This window comes from Alteromonas aquimaris (assembly GCF_026183695.1).
Taxonomy (GTDB): domain Bacteria; phylum Pseudomonadota; class Gammaproteobacteria; order Enterobacterales; family Alteromonadaceae; genus Alteromonas; species Alteromonas aquimaris.
The window spans coordinates 211,029-227,981 of the sequence record NZ_JAPFRD010000009.1 but is presented as its reverse complement, the minus strand read 5'-3'; the positions used below and the strand labels follow the sequence as shown (position 1 = coordinate 227,981).

Annotated in this window: 18 protein-coding genes; 13 read left to right on the top strand and 5 right to left on the bottom strand. The window is 42.1% G+C overall.

All coding sequences use genetic code 11. From position 1 onward, the window contains the following. Positions 1-11: 11 nt before the first annotated feature. The 4 genes from OPS25_RS07185 to OPS25_RS07170 all read left to right on the top strand — a co-directional run bounded on the left by OPS25_RS07185 (position 12) and on the right by OPS25_RS07170 (position 4,177). Positions 12-1,667 (top strand): hypothetical protein, encoded by a 1,656-nt coding sequence (locus OPS25_RS07185; RefSeq protein WP_265616974.1) that lies wholly within the window; start codon positions 12-14, stop codon positions 1,665-1,667. A 3-nt stretch (positions 1,668-1,670) separates the two neighbouring features. Beyond that, positions 1,671-2,201: a UbiA prenyltransferase family protein gene (locus OPS25_RS07180; RefSeq protein WP_265616973.1), complete on the top strand. Its 531-nt coding sequence runs from the start codon at positions 1,671-1,673 to the stop codon at positions 2,199-2,201. A gap of 312 nt (positions 2,202-2,513) precedes the next feature. Continuing rightward, positions 2,514-3,485 carry a hypothetical protein gene (locus OPS25_RS07175; RefSeq protein ID WP_265616972.1) on the top strand — a complete coding sequence of 324 codons (972 nt, stop codon included), beginning with the start codon at positions 2,514-2,516 and terminating at the stop codon, positions 3,483-3,485. Next, positions 3,482-4,177, top strand: coding sequence for a hypothetical protein (locus OPS25_RS07170; RefSeq protein ID WP_265616971.1), 696 nt, complete (start codon positions 3,482-3,484; stop codon positions 4,175-4,177). Before OPS25_RS07175 ends, OPS25_RS07170 begins: the two co-directional genes overlap by 4 nt. A 428-nt stretch (positions 4,178-4,605) precedes the next feature. On the opposite strand, the gene OPS25_RS07165 is transcribed toward OPS25_RS07170, so the two are convergent. Continuing rightward, the gene (locus OPS25_RS07165; RefSeq protein ID WP_265616970.1) at positions 4,606-4,806 is read right to left on the bottom strand and encodes a hypothetical protein; all 201 of its coding nucleotides are present in this window, start codon (positions 4,804-4,806) and stop codon (positions 4,606-4,608) included. A 611-nt stretch (positions 4,807-5,417) separates the two neighbouring features. Continuing rightward, positions 5,418-6,020 (bottom strand): YkgJ family cysteine cluster protein, encoded by a 603-nt coding sequence (locus OPS25_RS07160; protein WP_265616969.1) that lies wholly within the window; start codon positions 6,018-6,020, stop codon positions 5,418-5,420. Positions 6,021-6,782: 762 nt separating this feature from the next. Between OPS25_RS07160 and OPS25_RS07155 the strand changes: the two genes are divergently transcribed. The 3 genes from OPS25_RS07155 (at position 6,783) to OPS25_RS07145 (ending at position 8,395) form a co-directional block, all read left to right on the top strand. Beyond that, positions 6,783-7,340, top strand: coding sequence for a hypothetical protein (locus tag OPS25_RS07155; protein WP_265616968.1), 558 nt, complete (start codon positions 6,783-6,785; stop codon positions 7,338-7,340). A 196-nt stretch (positions 7,341-7,536) separates the two neighbouring features. Then, positions 7,537-7,935 (top strand): hypothetical protein, encoded by a 399-nt coding sequence (locus OPS25_RS07150; protein ID WP_265616967.1) that lies wholly within the window; start codon positions 7,537-7,539, stop codon positions 7,933-7,935. A gap of 31 nt (positions 7,936-7,966) precedes the next feature. Beyond that, entirely contained in the window at positions 7,967-8,395 is a 429-nt protein-coding gene (locus tag OPS25_RS07145; RefSeq protein ID WP_265616966.1) for an MgtC/SapB family protein, read from the top strand. Here OPS25_RS07145 and OPS25_RS07140 read toward each other — a convergent pair. Next, on the bottom strand, positions 8,340-9,350 hold the full coding sequence (locus tag OPS25_RS07140) for an endonuclease/exonuclease/phosphatase family protein (RefSeq protein WP_265616964.1): 1,011 nt from the start codon (positions 9,348-9,350) through the stop codon (positions 8,340-8,342). The genes OPS25_RS07145 and OPS25_RS07140 overlap by 56 nt on opposite strands. A 289-nt stretch (positions 9,351-9,639) precedes the next feature. Here OPS25_RS07140 and OPS25_RS07135 point away from each other — a divergent pair, with 289 nt between their 5' ends. From OPS25_RS07135 to OPS25_RS07115, 5 genes are all read left to right on the top strand, one after another. After that, positions 9,640-10,335, top strand: a complete 696-nt coding sequence (locus OPS25_RS07135; protein WP_265616963.1) for a BON domain-containing protein — start codon at positions 9,640-9,642, stop codon at positions 10,333-10,335. Between the two features lie 428 nt (positions 10,336-10,763). After that, the gene (locus OPS25_RS07130) at positions 10,764-10,943 is read left to right on the top strand and encodes a hypothetical protein (RefSeq protein WP_265616962.1); all 180 of its coding nucleotides are present in this window, start codon (positions 10,764-10,766) and stop codon (positions 10,941-10,943) included. Between the two features lie 260 nt (positions 10,944-11,203). Continuing rightward, complete coding sequence (locus OPS25_RS07125; protein WP_265616961.1) at positions 11,204-12,088, top strand: MlaA family lipoprotein; 885 nt, start codon at positions 11,204-11,206, stop codon at positions 12,086-12,088. Continuing rightward, positions 12,078-14,492, top strand: a complete 2,415-nt coding sequence (locus OPS25_RS07120) for an efflux RND transporter permease subunit (protein WP_265616960.1) — start codon at positions 12,078-12,080, stop codon at positions 14,490-14,492. The genes OPS25_RS07125 and OPS25_RS07120 overlap by 11 nt, the downstream gene beginning before the upstream one ends. 1 nt (position 14,493) lies before the next feature. Continuing rightward, the gene (locus tag OPS25_RS07115; RefSeq protein WP_265616959.1) at positions 14,494-14,958 is read left to right on the top strand and encodes a hypothetical protein; all 465 of its coding nucleotides are present in this window, start codon (positions 14,494-14,496) and stop codon (positions 14,956-14,958) included. A gap of 669 nt (positions 14,959-15,627) precedes the next feature. Here the strand turns inward: OPS25_RS07115 and OPS25_RS07110 are convergent. Both OPS25_RS07110 and OPS25_RS07105 read right to left on the bottom strand, forming a co-directional pair. Continuing rightward, the gene (locus OPS25_RS07110) at positions 15,628-15,822 is read right to left on the bottom strand and encodes a hypothetical protein (RefSeq protein WP_265616958.1); all 195 of its coding nucleotides are present in this window, start codon (positions 15,820-15,822) and stop codon (positions 15,628-15,630) included. Positions 15,823-15,845: 23 nt separating this feature from the next. Beyond that, entirely contained in the window at positions 15,846-16,022 is a 177-nt protein-coding gene (locus tag OPS25_RS07105; RefSeq protein WP_044057346.1) for a DUF1328 domain-containing protein, read from the bottom strand. Between the two features lie 272 nt (positions 16,023-16,294). Between OPS25_RS07105 and yfbR the strand changes: the two genes are divergently transcribed. Beyond that, complete coding sequence (gene yfbR, locus OPS25_RS07100) at positions 16,295-16,933, top strand: 5'-deoxynucleotidase (RefSeq protein ID WP_265616957.1); 639 nt, start codon at positions 16,295-16,297, stop codon at positions 16,931-16,933. Positions 16,934-16,953 lie beyond the last annotated feature (20 nt).

Below are 16,953 nucleotides of genomic sequence, written 5' to 3'. Positions count from 1 at the left end.
GTGTGTCCAAGATGGGGAAAGCAGCCAACGGCGCGGAACTGAACAGCACCTTGACGGTGGGCAAAGGGTCCGCTGCGACGCTGAATGCTACAGGGCGGGCAATTGCTGGCGTTGGAAACGTATTGGCATCTTCAGCAACCAACAAACTATTAGATGAACCATCTGGCTTTAGCTGGACTAACGTTGCAGCCAGTGCAGTGGGTTCCGCCTTGGGTTCGCCTATTGTAGGTGAGTCAGGTTCGGGTAATTTCATTATGGATGTAGGCAATTCAATACTGGGTACAGCCGCAGGCTATGCGACGAAGAAGATTGTCAATAATGAAGGAAGCTGGAATAATCAGAATGTGTTGGTGGATGCCTTTGGCAATGCAATTGGGAACAGTATCGCAAGTAGTATGATGCAGCGGCCAGAGCCGAGGTTCAAAGGTTCAGTTGACACATCAAAGCTTGATGCGAAATTGGCTAAGAAGTTTGGTAGTGAATTCAATGCGGCGACTGATAAACAAGTCAGTGATATCGCAGAGCAAAAAGCCACAAACCTTTCTGATACAGTCACTATTCTTTTAGCAAATGAAGGAAGCGGAAGTTTTTATGCAGCAGAAGAGGCTGCTGCTGCCTATAGAAGCGGGGCTGTATTACAAAATTTCTATGACTCATCAGTTGGCGCGTACAATGATACAGTAGGGTATTTAAATAACGTCTATAAGCAAGGTGATGAAGCGAGGCAGCACAATGCTGAGATGAGTGCTTATCGAAATCAGCGATATAGTGTTGGAAATGCTGCGGCAGCTGCAGAGTTTGATGCGATTGGAGTTTCTGGGGTTAGGGTTGATTTGAATGATGATGCCATGCGAGCTGCTTGGGCATTGAATCAAAAAGATGCGTTTGCCGAAGTAGTAAGAACTGGAGTGGTGGTTACAGCTGCTGCTGCATTACCATTTACTCTTTCGGCTGCTGGCATAGGGGCTACAATTACCGGCCTTGTAGGTCGATCCGTTATGCCATTAGGATTTGGTGGTACCTATGCATTAAATGGTTCCGTAAGCGCTGGTATAAACGGTGTATTTGATTCATATAATTCCGATCTTGATACACATTCGATAATAAGGAACGCCGCGTTAAACTTTACTCTAGGGGGAGTAGTTGGAACAGCTGCTGTACCCGGAAGTACAGTAATTGCTGGATCATTTATTAGGAATCCTTACGGTCAGCAATTAGCTGGTAATGTAATAGGGAATACCTTGGTCGATACTGGCTACCAGTTGGCTACAGCAGGCGAGATTAATCTTGGAAGGCTAGCTGGTGTTGCGGCGACTTCTGGCCTTGGTTTTGCCTCAGGTGAATTGCTTGGTAATGCTATAAGTAAAACTCGATTTGGCAGCTTGAACCAAAGTCACGTAGATAACTATTTTGATAAATTCACAACCAGTTTTAATTTAGATGATGCTGCTGATAGTTTGAGCAACATCATCGGAAATTCTGGCAGAGAGTTTACAAGAAACTTAATTCCGAAGGGAGTATCGTTGGGTAAAACAATAGTTTCAGGTAATGTTGGAGGATTTTTCTTTAACGGTACAGCTAACATTCTTGACTCAACCTCGTCTGTAATTGATAGAAATCAAGCTTTAAATCCAGAGTTTAGATTGTTTGAACCGGGTAAACTGTAATTTATGGATATACGAAATAAGGGAAAACTAATTTCAAGACATAGAGCTGGGCCTTTAGCCAGACTTAGGACTTTTATATTGGCCTTAATTCCAACAGTTCTTTTTGGTTTGGTCATAATTTACAGTTGGAACGATGATTTTAGTGTGGTTACAAAAATAGCCATATTTTTAATCATGTTTCTTTTGATCGGAACCTCTTTACATAACTTGTTGTTTAAAGCATTTAAAGACTACAAAGATATAAATTTATTTGAAAATGGTTTGGAGTTTGTAAATGTTAAAACGAAAAAATCAGATTTTTTCTGGTTTTCAGATATATGCTCAATCCATATATTTTACAATGAAAAGATAAATCGAGAACTAAAGCCAAAAAAATTAAACCTTTTTGGCTCTGCTTTACTAGTAAAAACAAAATTTGGGCAAGAAGAATACATATATGAGAGCCTCAGTGATTTTAATAAAATATTCTCGACATTGAAAAGTAAAGGCATTTCGGGTCTTGAGGCAGGTTGGCAGAACGAGTACGAAAGATGATTTAAGAATAAATCGACCGATGCGTTTGGCAATGCGATTGGGAACTCCATAGTAAGAGCTTCTCAGTCGAAGCCACAAGTTGGTGGAGGAGACAAAGGTCGCAAACCTAATGGTACGACGGGGGGAGTTAACACCTCAGATCCATTTGCTTCAATCGGTCAATCTATCAGTGACAATGTAGGTAGTTCTGTTAATTCCAGTATTAACGAAACGAATGCTCGAATTCTAGGTGAAGTCGAGCAGCAAGGCGCTGATAACCTTGCGGCTATCACTGAAGCTCAGCAAGCGCAGCAGAATGCAGAGTTTGATGAAGTGATTGCAGCTAATCAGGATGCTTCTGCGCAAAGAGCTTCTGATTTCGTTTCTCAGAGCGTAGCTTACAGATACCATGGGAATATTCTGGCGAGCCAGAGTTTACAAGCTAGACAGGCAGCCGCTGAACCCATCCAGCAATCATTTGATGCTGGTCTCGCAAGAGGTGAAGCGAGCTATCCTGCAGGTGTAAACAATAGACAGGTATCTGGATTAAGTTCTAGTGAGATTGCTGGTAGTGTTTATGCTCAAGCAGGATACGAGAGAAGTATCTGGGCAGATGGCATTGCTAGCGGGCAAAGTTTAAGCACAGATATTGGTGATTTTGGGCAGTCTGCGAGATCAGCGTATAACGATTATATTGAACTATCCCGTCAAGATAGTTTCAACGCTCGCAACTTTGGAATAGGAGCTTTACCCGGAATAGCTGCAAGTTCTGTTGATGACCTGTTAATAGGTGGTGCTGGTGCAATTGGTACCGGAACAACAAGTAGTCTTGGAACATATACTTTGCAGTCGCCTTCCGGAAATGCCCTAGCCGTAATTGCAAGAGGGAATCAAGTTGGCGGCCCTGTGATAACTTCCAGTATTGTACAGAACAGCGCATCGGAGAGATTAAGATTAGCAGCAACTGGCGGCCTTCTATTGGATGCCGCGAAACGTAGCGGTGCTATTGGAGCTGTTGTTTCACCTATCAGTACCACTATCAATGCGTCGATTAATGGTGATCCAATACTTGCCGTTGATGGTCAGTCAAGTTTTCTTGGTTTCGATTCAAAATTCGCTACAAATCTGGGCTTGGATTTTGGTAAAGGTGTAACCTCAGCTATAACTGGAGGGCTGGTAGGTGCCGCAGCTGGAAGTGTATTCCCCGGACTTGGGACAATTGGAGGCTTTGCTGTAGGGTTTATCACAGCTATTGGCACATCTGAGGCTATCGAATATCAGATTAAGGATTACCGACCAAAATGATGGAGGTTAGCTATAAAGATTCAATTGATCATGTGTTCGGGCTTAGCCTCGTTTACATGATCTTATGCCTCGGGCTTGTGAGTAGAGTTTTTGAACCTAAGCAAGTCCATTTGCAGTTGATTTTTTCAGGAGCAGCGATGTTCATAGGAGTGATGTGTTTTGTATCTTTTAGATTCACTACTACAAAAGAAAGCTATGGCTACCTAGTTGTTAGGTGGTTGGCCTATTTTGCAATAACTTTAGCAAGTTTCCTTTACGTATATCATGCATTTTACGAAGCAGCTTCTTCCAGATTGTTGTTTTTGCTCGTAGCGGTTGTTGCTACAGCTAGCTTTGTAACTTCACTAACAATTAGGTTGCTGGATAATAAGGTAGGTTTGAATTCAGCCATCGCCGATGGAAGGTTTAAATCAAACGGAGATATCAGTTTTAAAGTTCAATATCGACCTTTAACAGTCCAAAATTTACTAGTTAATAGTATGTTTAGTCGGCTTTATGACAATAGAAAGTCTGCACAGTTAGTAGGGTTAGCATCTGTACTATGCATTCCATTTATACATACGATTTTAGGTGCATATATTATCGGCACATTAATGACTTACATGTTGTTTTTGGCTATTAGAATGTTACTGAATGCAACATATGACTTGATTTTTTATGCTCGTTTGAAGAAGGATTGCACAACCAAGTAGTTACGGCCGATGCCTTTGGCAATGCGATTGGTAACAGCATCGTAAGGGCTGGAGCGACTCAATCAACAAATAATGCCTTTGAAAGAAAATTAAGAGGCCATCGCCAATGATGCATCACCTCAACAAGCCATCCAGCAAGCTCTGGAAGAGCAAGGCGTGATAATTGGTGGCGGTGCACCGTCAGAAGAAGGTAGAACCCATAGACAAATTGCCGTCGTTAAAGATGCATTTTCGAAGAGTCGTCATTCCCATGGAAATGGGAACCTCCAAAACTGTTATCGTAACTTCAAAAAAGAGCTACTCAGTACAATTGGACGAAACAGATCTCCGCATGCGCGGAGATGACGTTTTTTGAGGACCGCTCTACAGTGCATAGCGGCCCCTTCACCCCACATCGTAAAGGACTACGATTTGAGCAATCAATATGTTCAGTACCGTTCGGCATTGATGTCTTTTTTCGCCATTATCCACGTCCATTGATTTGCTAAGCAAGCGGATAGTATGGCGCTCCAGGTGGTAATCAAGGCTTGTTCGGTAACAGAAAAAGCCCAAAAAATACCATTTACGAAAGCTACGGATACCAAAACCGATGCAATGATCAGTATTGCGTTCTTAGTTTTCGTATTCATTAATACTTCCTTTTGATGGGGAGAGTGCTCCCCTTATAATTCTTTATTCATCTTCTGTACTACTAACAAACGCATAAACAGCACCATTTACCGCAGCTCCAGCAGAGGCACTCGCTGCGTTAAATCCGCCGGCTCCTGCAACGAAACCGCCAGCTGCAACCCCAGCAAATCCCGCACCACTTAAGCCCCTGACCCTCCTGACATGGCGTATGCCCCCATTGCCATAGCTGCACCTGCGATACCCATACCAATATTCGCCAGAATCCCACCATTTACTGCATCAATATCTTTTTGCGGTCATTAGCTGAATATCATCGTTGAGATATAAATCCATTTTTCAATTCCTTTTAAAGTCGTCGACCTATTCGACATCACCAATTTATAGGAGACAGACAGGATTAAAATTGTACTGCAGTACAGAATTTGCGCACGATTTAAAAAATTGAGCTACCAATGGATACTTCTAGCTAGCGATAATCACTTTTTTCTTTGGTCCCTGCATAATAGAATTAACTAGGACATATATGTCCTATTTACATACATTTTTAGTGATCTACTAAACCTGTTTGATCTCATCTTCTTTTACATCAACGCCAATATCCACTTCAATTTTACGCAGCGACATTATTATCCTCCACATCGCTGTAGCTAGCCATTAACAACACTTTTTCCAACGCTCCTCTTAAAGCCTGATTGATGGGCAAAAGCGTTTCCCCTAATGCATAATCGATTTTAGCGATACGCTGGCGACCATTTGCTAACATGGGTGGGGGCGCGGTGGTAATGGCGATTAACGCATTCGCATATCTATGTGGCTGTGCTGTTTTTATCGGTGCACACACCGAGATAGTAGGGGCCTGTGTTTTGGTACGGTAACCCGCCACGCCAAACATACGGCAGATTCCTGGCCGCCATTCATATACCGTACAAGTGCCTTTTGTACCATCAAGCGAGTGTCGTTGAAACAATTGACAGGAAAAGCCTGCTGAGTCACTTATTTGCTCCAGGAAACTTTCAGCCTGGCCCGTATCGAACAGGTGCAACGCTAATGGAAGCATTTCCAGGATAGAGGCCTCAACCTGCGGATTATTGCAGCACGCGCCGCAATTCTTTATACAACTAAGACCTGTTTGTTGTTGAAAACCACCAAATTCGATAGACAATAGGTGGTACTCGTTTAAAACCTCAAGCGCTAAATCGCGTAGCCTTTGCATACTGCTTATTTTCCACTTCAAAAATATGACTGCAAACAACAATTAAGGGTGCTTCAGAGATGTGCCTTGGGGGGAGTAGGAACAGAAACCTTACGGCAGGTAACTGAATTGCGGCGGATTTTAAGACCGAATTGGTTGTTTTGGCAAGACCGGATTGATAATAAAATTACCCGTAATTTGGGAAATCGTGTCATCGGTGATTTGGAAAAACGCAGTGTCCATGTAAACGTACAGAAAGTTGAGGGAGTTTTTTAACGTTACGACGAACACGAACGAGAAAAACAGGGCATTTGATGGATTATATCCCAATCAAAATTAGATCTGCGATTAAGTGATAGCGGATGCAAAACCAAGGCTGTACTAATTGCGATATACTTTAAAGCGTCTTTCCGTTGTCGACGTAAATATTGGGAAGTTAATCTGTCGGCAATGTGGGGAAAGCTTATGCGTAACCGTAGTGTTTTTTAATATTGGTAGAAAGGGACAAAATTCTATTTGTTCCAACGGACAGAGCGGTGCATTATTAGGCTTCTAAGTTGGCTGCTCTGACTGGTCATATAATGGAAGTGCGTATCACGTTTGATAAGCATATCGATATATATTTTCGATAGTGAGTTGGTTACTAGATATAACGAAATAAACTTTTTAAATTTTATTTCGTAGAGATAATTAAAAAATGGATTTTGAAAATCCTGTTTACATCTATAATGTAATTATTAACCTTTTTTTTAAAGCTACATAAAATGGATTAGCGTCGTAATCATGAATTCAGCAGTAAACCTCCGAGAGTTCGATAAAACACAGTTGAAGCAAGCGAAAGTGTTGTCCGGCATCAGTCCCGCCATTTTGAGAAGGGTATTTATCGGTTGGTTACTTTTCTGTTTCGTGGTTGCTGCAATCGTGGCTGCAGCTCCAGACTTAAGCGATTCATTTGTACTAATGACGTTAACCATTCTCGTTGTTTTTACCATCGTCATGTTTGCTCAAAACAGGTTGGACGAAGGTTGGCCTGCTATCATTTATTTAGATGAAGAGATAGGCGTGGTATGTGATCCTCAGGCGCGTAAGTACATATGTGTTCCCTTGCACCTTATCGAGGGGGTAAAAGCTACGACAATTAAGCCAAATAAAAAGGCGGTAGCTATCCTATTAAAAGAGAATCGTCTCAGTCATGCAGACAAAGATATTTTAAATGAAGCTGTGTGGCCGCGGGAGGACAAGTTACTTGCGACAGTTTACTATACGTCATCCGCGCGCTTATGTAGAAAAATTCGCAAATATATTGAAATGCCTAACGAGCTGAAAAGAGCGACCTTGTAATTTCTTATTGAATGACTGTGAAATAATTTCTGCTTTGTTGCCCTTTCATTCTGCTATTACGCAAACTTAACGAATACAACCTTCGCCACGCACCTACTGGATAGGGCGGAGCCGGCTGCAAATAACTATGCTTAAACTTCTGGTATGAGTTCTGCAAGAATTTCGTTTTAAAAAGTGTTCTCAGCAAGGAGGCTCCATGAAGCCAGTATTGTCCGTTTTAGTTGTTGAAAACAGCCCTCTCACTGCCAGCAAAATCACCAGTTTCTTACGCGGATTGGGATGGCAAGTAGATTATGCTGCGAGTGGAAAGATGGCGCTATATCACGGTAACTGTCATGATTATGATGTGGTATTAGTAAGCACGAAACTGCCTGATATGACCTTTCAGGAAGTATCCGATAACTTTTCGTTGTTAGCCGAGTCGAAACCTACCGTACTATTAATGTCTGATGGCGATGAGTTATACAACATTGCTGATCATACTGTGAATAATATCATTCCTGACTCCAATGATTTAAAAGAGATTGTCAATCGGTGCCATGCAGTAATGGCTAAGCGTCCACCTATGCATCCAGCTACCAGGCTTTCAGCGTAGCTTCACGCTGAATTAACGGATTAGGTTAGCAATGGATTTACAGCAAATCTTTTATCACTTCTATCAGTTGGGTATTGCGTTTGTTTTGGCATTACCGATTGCATTTAATCGTGAGCACAGCGCAAATGGTGCCGGCCTGCGTACGTTTCCCCTTGTTGCTATTTCAGCGTGTGCATTTATGCTGGTAGGCAGAGATGTATACGAGGATGGAGAAGCAGAAGCCAGGGTAATGTATGGCATTGTAACCGGTATAGGTTTTATCGGTGGCGGCGCAATATTAAAGACGTCAAAATACGTGGTCGGCACAGCAACCGCCGCCGGTATTTGGTTAGTAGGAGCGCTAGGGGTTTCCGTGGCCTACGCCCGTTATGAAATAAGTATTGTATTGTCGATAATGGGATTTATTATTTTTCAGTTTGCTGAGCCGATGAAGAAACAGAACCAGTCTGACGAGGTGTAAGCTGTAGTTTAGTATACAGTGGGTAGTGGTCTGAACCATATTCCGGTAATCGCTTAATAGCGATCAATTCAAATTCTTTAGTGTGAAAAATATGGTCGAGCGGCCACTTTATTAACGGATACTTTGCGTGGAAAGTATTGAAAAACCCACGACCTATACGCGGGTCTAAGGTGCCGCTAAGTTTTCTAAACTGGCGGGTGGTGGGCGACCACGCCACATCGTTTAAGTCTCCCGTTATCACAACAGGTATGCTGGACTTTTTGACTTCTCTCCCCACAATTGCCAATTCATGATCCCGTGGCTCGGCGGATTCATTTTCGGTGGGACTAGGAGGTTTGGGATGTAAAAAGTACATCTTGACTGCCTGTCCATTCATATCAATAGTAAGTTCGATCGAGGGCACGTCATCCTCAACGATAAAGCGTGTGCTACTTTCAACAAAAGGTATTTTACTGAACAAGTGTATACCGTACAGATTTTCCAGCGGGCAGGCGATTCGATGGGGATACGTATCATGTAATTGACTTAATGCCGATTCCCACCAACTGTTACTTTCCAGGGTCACCACCATGTCAGGATCATACTGCTTTACCAGGCTAAGTAATCCCTCAAAATTTTTGTTATGCATATACACATTGCTGGTAAGAATGCTGATTGTATTTTTTTCCTGCTCCTCTTCAACCTGATGTACCTCTTTGGGAGCAAGGAAGGTATAGGGGAATATCCAGCGACATTGCCAGATGAGGGCAATCACGAGCAATGCGATGAAAGCACTGCTCAACCAACTATTTGACTGTAAATAAAAAAGCCAGCCACTAATACATGCAAGAATTAATACGGCTTGTTGTACCCGCGGAAATTCCCATACCCTGATAAGCCAATGGTGGCCGGGAAATAAAGGTAAAATTGAAGTGGCTAAAAACAGTGAGCTCGCGATTATAAGAAAGGTTAACATATTCCCTCTGCATCGAAATAAGGGCGTAGAACTGTCACCTAATCCAGCTACGCAGAATGTGTATTTATATTTTAACTTAAACACTCAATACCTGTTTAAACAACGAATAGATCGCTAATTTTTACCGTTGAGCAACCAGGTAAAAACTTCCGTCGGCTCGTAAAGCTTTCATAAGTTTAATGATTAACTTTTCCTCACTTTTGCTTAATTACTTATTTATCATTAACTTACAAATTTGGCTTAAAAATAGCAGACTTTCATGCAGCTTAAACAAAAGGAGAAGCTACTTATGAAACGTTCAATACTATCCTTGATCGTAGCTGGGACTTTGTCGACCTCTGTAGTGGCTGCAGGTAATAACACCTGGGAGGAAAGTGCAAAGGATGCGTGGATAGACGGTAAAGCTGAAGCAACTTTACTGTTTAATGGTAATCTGGATTCTTTTGATATCAATACAGACGTGCAAAATGGCAAAGTTACCTTGACGGGTAAAGTGGACAATTCCGTTGAGAAAAAATTGGCTGAAGAACTTGTAAGAGGTATTGATGGTGTTACTGATGTGGATAATCAGTTGACAGTAGTTGAAATGCCTTCAGAAGACGCTGAGGAAATGGAAGATGCCAATAAGAGTATGATGGCCGCAGACGATCCTCGTGATGACATGGACCGTGAAGAAGCGTTGGAAGAATTTGACGAGGAAACAGATGAATTGGCCAAAGAGACCGAGGAAGAGACAGAAGAGGGGGTTAGCGCTCTTACAGACGCTAAGATAGCCACCGTTGTAAAAACCCGCTTGCTAATGGACTCTGATATTTCGGGCTTTGATATCGATGTTGATGTAAAAGAAGGTAATGTTACGTTATCAGGCAATGTGGATTCTGAAGCAGAGCGTGAATTAGCAATTGAAATTGCTCGCAATGCAGATGACGTCAAAGATGTCGAAGATAATATGAAAGTTACACGCCAAACCGCTATGAAAAAGTAAATTATAAAAAAGGTGCTTCGGCACCTTTTTTTTATTTTGCATCAGGTTCTTATAATCCACATTTATCTCTTCAAGTTAACCTCATCTTCAATAATTGCTCATCTTGGACCACCCCAGTTGTCTGCTTCACTATAGTGAGTGGCAATGATGGAAATAGGCGCGTGAAGCGTTATATCTGTCTGCATACTTGGACAAAATGGGGGTTGGAAAGCGGCGTGAGAAAAACATGTAAAAATTACGTTTGTGTAAGAAATGCTTATACTGGCACCTATTATGATTCCCGTGCGGTGATTTGCGCGACGGCTTACAGCTCTTGAATTATAAGGGTTTTATTAATTTCAGGTAATGTTTCCATGTTGGTTCAAAAATTGAATAACTCCTAGTAACCAACGTTGTATCAATTGATGTATTAGGAAGGATTTCACGAAATGAAGTTATTTAAGCGGAAACTAACTCCCCAACCAAGCAACCGATTTGAGAAGTACTTACAAAGCCAACCAGTTTTCAACTGGTTTGACCGATACAATGACAATAAGCGTGACCAGGCTTCGACGAGCCAGTCGGAACTTATGTACAACCACTGGATGGTCAAGCAAGTTAACCAGTAACTAAAAGGGTGCGGGCAGGGCTCTTATCGCCCCAATCCCTGCTCGCATTCTTCTCACCAGCATTTGTACCTTTTTCACTATGCCAACCAAATGCGATATGTCCATAATTGCATACACGCGCGAAAGTCGAAATTGCGCTTTTAATTCAAATGCATGTAATCTTATTAGAACCAGATCAGTATAAAGTGTAATCGTTAAGTCGCATCTGCCAAAAGCAAACCGAACTTTGTCGATGACGCATAGCACAGGGAAAAATATTTATGTTTTTACACCGCCAGGTACTTGTAAATATTTTCATCGTAGCACTGTTTGGTTGTGCAACGCCGTCTGAACCTGTCCCAACCTCATCTTCGAAAGAACAGGGAACCCGTCCCCTTCAAAGTGAAAAAGTTGATGAATTAAGTGCCGGAAATGCTGTTACCATTTCTACGAGCCAGGGCGAGATAAATGTAGAACCTACCGTGGTGGCAGTAACTGATGCGCAACGCATGGATGAGGTCAACAACGAAAAATATTATCATGACCCATGGGAAGGGTTTAATCGTCGCATGTTTACTTTTAACCATGCAGTGTACGAATATGTGCTAATTCCCACTACCAATGGTTATCGCTATATTGTACCGGATGTGGTCAGGGATAAAATCGATAATGCTTTTGACAATATTCGTGAGCCACTTAATTTTTTAAATAACGTATTTGCTGGAGAGTTTGATGAAGCTGGCAGTAATGTTGGTCGCTTTTTAATTAATTCGACGATCGGGATATTTGGTTTATTTGACCCCGCCACAGATTGGTTTGATATCGAAGAGAAAAAGCAAACAATAGCCGATACATTACGACGTTATGATGTAGCTGCAGGTCCCTATCTTGTTCTACCTATTCTTGGGCCCACTGACGTAAGGGGAGGGTTTTCAACGTTTACGGAAGGCTTCATCCATCCCATAAATCAGTTTGCTGAGCCGCCTGAATCCTACCAAATCCGTATATTTGATGGTTTTGATGATTTTTCGAATCAATCTGAGACATATCAAAAAATCTATAACAGCGCGAGTGACCCTTATCTTTATTTCAGGAATCAGTACATTCAGGGGCAGCGTCGCGACGAGCTTTTTAAATATCAAGATAAACAAACAGATGAAGAATAGGATAGCTCACGCGATTGTCACCTTAAGGTGGCCGATAATTTTATTGTTTACAGCACTTCTTGGAGTAATGGGATACTTTGTCACCCAATTCAAGATAGATGCATCGGCAGAAACATTGCTGGTCAAAGACAACAAACTATATATACAGACGCAAATCGCAAATCAGCGTTTTTCGCCCGATGAGTTTATTTTGCTGGCATACAAGCCAGAGCACAAGCTCTTCAGCGAAGCCACCTTTAATGATTTACATAGCCTAACCCAGTCATTAAGAAAGCTCGAGCGTGTTAAAGCGGTTACTTCTATTTTAACCGTCCCGCTGATAAATAATGCCGATGCATTAACGGGGGGAACGGAAGTTAGCTCATTAACCTGGGAAAAGCAGCGCTATTCACCCGCACAAATGGAAAAGTTGATCAGTGGCCATCCAATCTTTACTGATCTTCTCATTAACCAGCAAGAAACGGCTACCGCGATCCAAATTGTATTTGAGCAAAACTCTGAGCTGGCCGATATTGAAACTCAGATGACTAAGATTCAGGCAAACTTACTTAACCGGGAGTTAACCGAAGAAGAGGAGCAAACCCTCGCTTCACTGCAGCAGCAAGCTGACCCAATCAAACAAGCGCTGACAGAGCAACGACAAAAAGAAATCGCGCAAATAGAGAATATTGCCAGTGAGGTAAAGGATCGCGCCAGCACATATATGGGCGGCTCCTATGTAGTAGGGCAGCATCTCATCGACATTATCAAATCAGATTTAATCAGTTTTGGTAGCGCAATTGCAGGTGTCATCGCATTTTTATTATTGGTGTTGTATCGTTCAATCAAGTGGGTTCTTTTTCCGTTGTTTGCCTGTGCTGTCAGCGTGCTGTTAACTATGGGTATTTTTGGCATGCTGGACATGCGCACCACAGTTATTTCGGCAAATTTCGTGGCTTTGCAATTGATTCTGACCTTAGCGGTGATGATTCACTTAATTGGAAGCTATCGCGATATCAGCAGGGATGATCACAGTCTGTCCCAGCGAGAGCGGGTGGTGGCGACGCTTGAAGACAAACTCAGTCCGTGTTTTTTCGCTACTTTAACCACCTCTGTCGGATTTGGCTCATTGATATTCAGTGGCTTGCAGCCTGTAGTCGCGTTTGGATGGATGATGTTGGCTGCGATGCTGGTTACTATGGCCGTTGGGCTTTTGTTGTTTCCTTCGTTACTTTGTCTGTTACCGAAAACCAAAGAAACTCAAGACTTTACATTCGTTAAACGTATTTTGAACGTACTTAAACGGATGAATTTAGCCATTCCGAAAACCGTGGTGTCAGTCAGTTTGATAGTCGCTATATTAATCGCCCTTGGTATTACGAGACTTGATGTAGAAAATTCATTTATCGATTATTTCGACCAGGATACACAAGTCCATCAAGAACTGGCCTTTATTGATAAAGAATTTGGTGGCTCCACACCGCTGGATGTCATCATTGACCTAAAGCAGAGTAATCAAAATGATGAACTGCAATTGACTGCGGATAGTGTGGGGCGCTTGCAATTAGTGCAGGCAGCTATCGAGGCATTCGATGCCACAGGCAGCGTGACATCGGTGGTGAATTTCACACGTTTGGCAAAAAAGCTCAATAACGATATACCGCTGACAGAGTATGAGTTAACAACAATTTATCATTTACTCGATAAAGAGGTGGTTAACCAGCTAGTAGGAGCATACTACTCCCCCGATTCGAAGCAGATGCGGGTATCAATTAGGATCCAGGACACCACCGAAGGTCTGGATAGAGAAACTTTCATTGAAAATCTTTCAGCTGATCTGAAATCCGTAGGCCTGGAGGCACAAAATTTCACCTTCACTAATTTATTTATTCTATACCAGGATATTTTATCTCGCTTATTTGACTCCCAAATTAAAACTTTAGGCATTGTGTATGGGGTTCTCGGATTAGTCCTGCTGGCTATATTTCGTTCAATGAAGATTGCCTTAATCGCGTTAGTGCCGAATATTCTCACCACGCTTGGAATACTGGGAGTGATCGGTTGGATAGGAATTCCACTCGATATCATGACTATTACTATTGCAGCAATAGCAATGGGAATAGCAGTGGACGATACCATTCATTTTTTACATGCTTACCTGCAGGGATTAAAGGCTACCGACGAAAGCCATTCACAAGCGCAGGCTGCAAGTAACAGTGCTTTCGGGCATACCGGCTTAGCCATTCTATTTACCACCACCATCATTGCTATTGGTTTTTCACTGTTTGGCTTCTCGAACTTTTTGCCCAGTGTTTACTTTGGCCTGCTCACTGCCACCGCTATGCTGATGGCTTTAATTACTGATGTGACACTACTGCCAGCACTGCTAAATTGGTTTGTCGCGGATAAGCACAAGGGAAAGTAGTGTGTTAGGTGAAAAGAAATGGATCCGCAAAGCGACTGCTTCAATGTTTTCCGTTTTGTTCATGGTGGTTTCGTACTCCATGGTGGGAATGGCAATATATCACTTCGTCACCGCGCTACAATCAGATGAACAATTTGTGACAGGGATTATTCGCAGCATAAATGACCTCTTTATTGCATTGGCTACCTACGAATTATCAGTAGGCATATTTAAAGAGTACAGAGGTAAGGGTGACGAAGACATTGGACTGATCTGGTCCATCAGGCGCACTGTCACCCGTTTTGTCAGTGTGGTGGTAATTGCGTTGGTGTTAGAAGGGCTAATTTTAGTTATTAAATATAGCCAACTGGATATGGCAGGAAACTTATTTTATCCAGTCGCTGTAGTTATCTCTGCAAGCATATTATTAGTGGCGTTGGCAGTGTTCCTTCATTGGACACGTCAAGAGCCAGAGACCGATAATTAAAGTGTGATATTCGTGAAGCGGTATACTTCACCATAGGGTCCGTTCATACGCTCAGCTTTTTCAATTGTCATTTCCGTGTGATATGAGGAAATACATTTAAAATGTGTTTTTAAAGTGGGAATAGCTTTTTAATAAGACTAATCGTCCATTGTTGTATTGGACCAGACGTTTTCACTCTTTGAAAAGCACGGTTTGCATATAAAGTGATATTCGTATTTTATCACTCCGTTTCAGCTTCTCATGATAGCCAAAGTAATTAAATGAACATGCCACTCAACATATTTAACGCAAAAACGAGAGGCCAAAACCCACAACGTTGCATTCACGTCCTACCTTAGTATGGTGCGACAAGGTACCACCTTCTTAAAGCCAATCTGCGAAGGGTTAGCGCGACTGAAGCAAATGTTAATAATCTGATTCGGCGTCAACAACGCAACCTTTAGAGATGAAAAAATAAAAAGTTAGCAGGAGGTTGTTACGCCACGCGACCGGCCTAAAATAGCCCACACCCTCTCAATGATTTTATGCTCGTATGCCTTATTTCACGGTGTCGTTATTTGTGTTTTAACACTATTGCTATGTGCTTCAACAAGTTAAGAATTAAATTCTTAATTTCATACAAAAAAGCCAGGACGCATTTGCTCCTGGCTTTTTAATTAACTGCTTTATTTAGCAATCTTCGTCGTCAGCATCCATATTTTCCTTAGCATCTTCACAGGCATCTTCTACTGCATTACCTGCGTCTGTCACGACCTCATCTAGCTCTTCACCTGCGTCTTCGGCCGGACCTTCATCACAAGCCGCTAGTGACATCGCAAAACCTGCGACTAATAATGTTTTCAAAAATGCTTTATAAGAAATCATAAATCCTTTCTCCTTTTCCTAGTTCAGACTTTAGGTGATTTGCCCCGTAGTGCATTCGCTACCAATGAGATGACGAGTAACGCTACGAAAACAAAGAATAAAAATTGTGCAATACCAGTTGCTGCACCAGCAATGCCGCCAAAACCAAAAACTGCTGCAATAATGGCGATAATAAAGAATGTAATAGCCCAACCTAACATGGTAATCCCCTTATCGAGTTCATTTAATGTCAAAAGTACTTATGCTTTTTTTGTGCCAATGAAGTAAGTTGTTGAAATTAAGGTAAATTGTTTGGTTGTGGGAACGACGGAAAGGAATACACAATAATTAATTACATTTAATCTTGCACTTTTTACACAGCAAAACTTCTCCTGGTCATTATCATCTTTAAGCGCAAACCATTAATCGTCATGCTCACGTCCAATTGTTGATACAATACAGCACATCTTGCAAATAGGGGACAAGTTAAATTATGGCGAAAGATCATTCAGCGTTTATAGGCCTGATGCAACGTGCTAGAAACGTAAAGCGGTGGCCATTGATGGCACAGTTTCAAGAGGAAATGTTGTCAACACATATTTATGAGGCATCTGTGGTTGCCCACATGCTAGGAACGATTGCGGCGGATATCTTTGGGGAAGAGATAAATCCAGATAGGGTGGCTAGTATGGCCATATTCCATGAAGGTAGTGAAATTGCGGGTATGAGTGATATTCCCAGTCCAGTTAAATACCATGATCCTGAGACTACCGCAGCTATCAAAAAGTTGGAAAAACGCTTTGAAGGAATGCTCATCAAAACACTGCCAGAAACGCTTCAGCAGCGCTATGTTCCTTTGATAGAGCAAGATAAGCAGGATATGCATGTCAGACTGGCAAAAGCGGCTGACGTGTTATGTGCATACCTCAAATGTGATTATGAACTATCAAAATCAAATTCCGAGTTTGCCAATGCAATGCAAGAAATGGAGGTTCAATTAAAGTCCTACCGTGAGCAGTATCAATGTGTCGACTATTTCTGCCAAATTTTTCTGGAGGATGCGAAAGGTACCCTGGACGAGCAAACAAAGGATATGGATTGGGTTGCTCGCTCTAATGATGTGCATCTTTAATAAGTAAGCTGCGCCTCCTG